Here is a 3,355-nt window from a genome sequence, read left to right on the forward strand (position 1 = left end):
GTCCTGTCACCCGCACCATTCAAATCCGAAAGAGTTATTTTTTGCTCTTTATTGCCTAAGTTGTAAATTATCTTAACAGTCCCATCCTCGTACACGTAAACGGCGGAAACAAATGAGTAAAGTAAATATTTGTTTCCGTCCGTGCTTTTCTTTGCTTTTGTGGCTATTTTACTAAGCCAAGCAGATATAGCTTCTTTTGTGTATTGGGGGGATTGCATCGTTTCGGCTTCGAGCAATTGACTACTCAATAATTCGGATTCGTTTTCCAAAGATTCTAATTTTTCTTTTGTAGTCTTTGTAAAAATTCCCGCTTCAATGGCTTTAACGATATTGTCTATCGCAGCTTGATTTTGTTTTATCCTTTCTTTTAGGCCGATTATTAGCTGGGCGCTTTTTCGCCTTTCGTCGTCCTGCTGCAAAATAAGGTCTACTAATGATTCGCGGAATTCTTTGGATAGTATATAGTCTATTGTATAATTGATAACGGCGTTTTCAATTGTTTCTTTTTTAATATTTGACTTGCTGCAAGTCCTTAAACGCTTTTTAGTACTGCATTCATAATAGGAGTACTTTTCATGGCTTCCGCTACTTTGCCCTACCATTGCACCGCCACATTCACCGCAGAATATTTTTCCTGATAAAAGGTACTCAATCTTTGCTTTATAGCTGGCTTGGGTATGCTTATTTTTTTGCATTTTTTTCTGTACTGCGTTCCAGTCATCCATTGAGATTATAGCAGGAATTCCATCGGGTATTCTGATAACTTTATCTTCGGATTTTGTGGCGTGGCTATTCCGTTTTCCATTTTCAGACGGTATTTTATTGTACGTATAAATTCCGATAAAGCGTTCATTTCTTAATAATTCATGGATTGAATTTTTACCAAAGCTTTTCCCTGCCGCAGTTTTTCTTCCTTGCCGGTTCATTTCGTCAATTATTTCGGAATAAGATGCTCCGTTTGCGTACATATGAAATATTTGGCGGACTGTTTCCGCGTTATATTCGTCAATAGAATAAGTTCTGTCTGGATTTACTTTATACCCCAAAAGTGGGCGACCCCCTGTATGCTTGCATTGAAGCGCCACACCAATACGCCCCCTCGTTGTTTTTTCCATAAGATCGTATATATAATACTCTGCCATTCCTTCAAGAACGGATTCAAGTATAATCCCTTCTGGCCCGTCCGGTATGTGCTCCATAGCAGAAACTACTTTTACACCATTCTTTTTAAGCTTCACCTTGTTAATCGCGCTCTCATTACGATTTCGTGCGAATCTGTCAAGTTTCCACACGATGACGATATCAAATAATTCTTTTGCACTGTCTGAAAGCATTTGCTGAAATTGGTTGCGGCTATCTGTTTTGCCTGACACGCAATCATCACGATAAATACGGATTATTCGATAATCACTATCAGTAGCAAATTTTTTGCAATCTCTGATCTGGTCATCAATGCTGGTTTCTTTTTGCGCGTCGCTTGAATATCGCGCGTAAATTACAGCGTTTTTCATATATCCTCCTTGATTTTGGAGGGCTGAAACAGTATAATAAATATGTGAATTAATCATACTGTCAGCCCTGCTGATGGTGGACCGCTCTTTCCGGGTACCAGCCGGAAGGGGCGGATTTTTTATCATTCTTTTCCGAAGAAAGTATATAAATATTTACTTCCAGTTTTATTTTTCTTTATGTCTAAATGCCCTTCCATTTCAATCAGTATGTCAGGTAAAGTTTTTGAAATGTCAAAGATAAGATCATCATCAGTTTCATCTCGGATATATTTAGTGTTATCTGAATTGTAGTAATCAATAAAGCTTTGTTTCGATGATGGACCATTTTGATCTATGCATTCAAGTATAACGGTTTCTATATTATTTTTCATTTTGCTTAATATCTGATATAAGTCTTCATACATTGATAACATTTCATCGACGCCGGTATCACAGCCAATATCGTGAATTACATCAAAATCTCCTCCGAAATTTTTCATTTTCTTTAATGTATCAATAATCAATTCGCAACGTGATATTTTTGTATTTAGATTAGGAGAGGATTGCACTATTTTTAGGCTTTCTTTAATAATTTCATTTTCTCGTGGAATTTCAATATCGTATCGTTGCTGACAATCCGTGCATAGTCCAATAGCACTGAGTTTAAGAAACAATCCTTTTTTACCACAACGTTTACATGCACCCATTTTAATTCCCCCAACAATTGACATATCTTGACGACATGTTACAATGTATTTGAGGAATTCCCATCCGGAATTTTTCACTTTTAACCCACACGTTATTTGCGGTAGCGTGTGGGTGTTTTTATTTACAATTTCTTTCTTATGGAAACTTCGACTGCAACGCCTAAAATGCGCGCATAACCCGTTTCAAAATCATTACATTTTACAATAATAGGCTCATAGTCGCTGTTTTCTGGCATTAAAATGACCGTTTCGCCAATTTGTTTAAATCGCTTTAAGGTTGCACTATCTCCATTAACAAGACATGCAACTATTTGTCCGTTTTCAGCGCAATTTTGTTTACGAATTAAAACATCAGAACCGCTTTCTATTCCAGCATTGATCATACTGTCGCCATCGACATGTAAGTAAAAGTATTCATCAGGATTTTTAATATCAGTCGGAAGGTAGCCTATTATGTTCTCTTGAGCTAAGATAGGCCTTCCAGCTGCTATATTTCCTACAATTGGAACCATCGGCAGAGATGAAAGAGGGGTACAGTTGGAAGGGGAAGAATCAAGAAATTTTTCACTTGACTTTCCGCAAACCCACAAAGGGTTTACTTTGAGAGCGTTTGCTATGGATTCAAGCACGGGCATTTTTATTTTCGCAACGCTTCCTGTTTCATATCGTTGTATAGTGGAGCTTGCGACTCCAACCATTTTTGCTACATCTTGAAGGGTAAGTTGTAATTCAATTCGCCTGTCAAGCAATCTTTTACCTATTTCAAAGTTATCCATTGTTTGATCCTCTTTTATTTCCTTAGGTTTAATGATTGCATTATAGCATATAAATTTGCAGAGCGCAATACAACATCTTAAAATTTTAAAATTTATTTTGCGCAATGCTATTGACTTTGCGCTACGCAAGTGATAAGATAATCATAATGAATTGCGTAGCGCAATAAATTGAGGAGGTGATAGCATGATTAACAGCAGAAAAATTAAGGGGAGGATGGCAGAGTTAAACCTCACTCAACGTGATTTAGCAAAAGCTGTGGGGGTTTCTCCATCCACGATTAGCCAGAAAATAAGCGGAGCCAGACCGGTGACCCTGAATGAAGCGGAAATTTTTGCTTCTGTGTTGAAAATTAACAACGACCAGTTCGGCGAATTTTTTTTT

The 3,355-nt window shown here is 37.4% G+C and carries 4 protein-coding genes; 1 reads left to right on the plus strand and 3 read right to left on the minus strand.

Annotated features, from left to right (window positions below; genetic code table 11):
* The 3 genes from OUY18_RS13705 to OUY18_RS13715 all read right to left on the minus strand — a co-directional run.
* A partial coding sequence (locus OUY18_RS13705) for a recombinase family protein (RefSeq protein ID WP_268059343.1) occupies positions 1–1,511 on the minus strand: 1,511 nt, incomplete at its 3' end.
* Positions 1,512–1,633: 122 nt separating this feature from the next.
* Positions 1,634–2,197: a hypothetical protein gene (locus OUY18_RS13710; protein ID WP_268059344.1), complete on the minus strand. Its 564-nt coding sequence runs from the start codon at positions 2,195–2,197 to the stop codon at positions 1,634–1,636.
* A 122-nt stretch (positions 2,198–2,319) separates the two neighbouring features.
* A complete protein-coding gene (locus OUY18_RS13715) occupies positions 2,320–2,973 on the minus strand; it encodes a LexA family protein (protein ID WP_268059345.1) in 654 nt (217 codons plus the stop codon).
* 184 nt (positions 2,974–3,157) lie between these two features.
* Here OUY18_RS13715 and OUY18_RS13720 point away from each other — a divergent pair.
* A partial coding sequence (locus tag OUY18_RS13720) for a helix-turn-helix domain-containing protein (RefSeq protein ID WP_268059346.1) occupies positions 3,158–3,355 on the plus strand: 198 nt, incomplete at its 3' end.

This window comes from Caproiciproducens galactitolivorans (assembly GCF_026672255.1).
Classification (GTDB): domain Bacteria; phylum Bacillota; class Clostridia; order Oscillospirales; family Acutalibacteraceae; genus Caproiciproducens; species Caproiciproducens galactitolivorans_A.

Bases quoted from the DNA above. Each gene is read 5' to 3' on its own strand.
- OUY18_RS13710 (WP_268059344.1), bottom strand. From the start codon at position 2,197: ATGGGTGCATGTAAACGTTGTGGTAAAAAAGGATTGTTTCTTAAACTC.
- OUY18_RS13715 (WP_268059345.1), bottom strand. From the start codon at position 2,973: ATGGATAACTTTGAAATAGGTAAAAGATTGCTTGACAGGCGAATTGAA.